Source organism: Mesorhizobium waimense (genome assembly GCF_003601975.1).
Lineage (GTDB): Bacteria > Pseudomonadota > Alphaproteobacteria > Rhizobiales > Rhizobiaceae > Mesorhizobium > Mesorhizobium waimense.
Genome location: NZ_QZWZ01000160.1, coordinates 1 through 1180, shown reverse-complemented (window position 1 = coordinate 1180; position 1180 = coordinate 1). Strand labels below are relative to the sequence as shown.

Here is a 1180-nt window from a genome sequence, read left to right as displayed (position 1 = left end):
GGCCGGAATTGCGCGTGTAGGAGGGGGTTTCGGTGTCGGACCAGTCCATGGTGGATGGGTCGTGGGGGAGGAGATACGAATTGGCCATGACGATCGGTGTGCGAATGGCACCCGACGTCTTGTCGATTTCGTTGCCACCATGGACCGAAAGGGTGTTGAAGGCGAGCGTCGACAACTCGTGCTTGGGGCCGGAACAAGAGCTGTGCAGAATCTTGCGCTAAGGTCGAACGAAGAGTGAACACCCGGATGTTCGCTGTGGATACGCCATTTGCCTCCTGTACCGTTAGGCCGCTTTGGACAGAGGCTTGGCCACTACCGTTCTGGAGTGGAGTGGAAAGTGGCCCGACGAGCGCTTCTCAAAGAACACGAGCGAAAGACGCTATTCGACATTCCGGTCGATGACGACGGTCTGATCAGCCACTATTCTCTTTCACCGGCCGATTTGCTGGAAATCCAGCTACGGCGGCGCGAACACAATCAGCTCGGCTTCGCGATCCAACTCTGCTTGATGCGCTACCCCGGCCGGCCACTGTTGGCTAACGAGGTTCCGCCGAAAGCGATGCTCGACTATGTTGCCGAGCAAGTAGGCGTAAGCTCCACCGCATTCAGGCTGTATGCCCGTCGTGAGGAGACCCGCAGCAATCACATTGCTCACCTCTTGGGTTATCTGCAGAGGCGAAACGCAACAGCCGAAGATCGGCGTGCCGCATTGCTGTCGGCAATCGAGATAGCCTCAACAACAGACGCCGGTACTTCGATTGCTGGTGCCATTGTGGCGGAGCTCCGCAATCGAAATTCGCTGCTCCCGGCGGCCAACATTATCGAGCGGATGGGGCTCGCCGCTCGCGCTATCGCTCGTCGGCGGGCGGAAAGGACCCTGATCGAAGGCATTTCGTCTGATAGGCTACAAGACCTCGACCGTCTTCTGGAGGTTGACCCGACAATCGGGCAGACGCGCTTTCATTGGCTGCGATCGGCGCCAGAAGCGCCGGGTGCATCCAACCTTGTCGGACTGACCGAACGGATTGCATTCCTGCGGACGCTGGAGATAGCCCCGAAATTTCAAGCGCGCATATCTTCGGGACGTTGGGATCAGATGATCCGCGAAGGCAACGCCACGCCGGCTTGGCTTGCCAACGACTTCAACGCAAGTCGCCGTCACGCTCTGATCGTGGCTCAA

1 protein-coding gene is annotated in these 1180 nt (G+C 58.6%); it reads left to right on the top strand.

All coding sequences use genetic code 11. The features are described 5' to 3' along the window. Positions 1-337: 337 nt before the first annotated feature. The coding region (locus tag D3227_RS40350; protein WP_147377839.1) for a DUF4158 domain-containing protein at positions 338-1180 on the top strand (843 nt) is incomplete at its 3' end.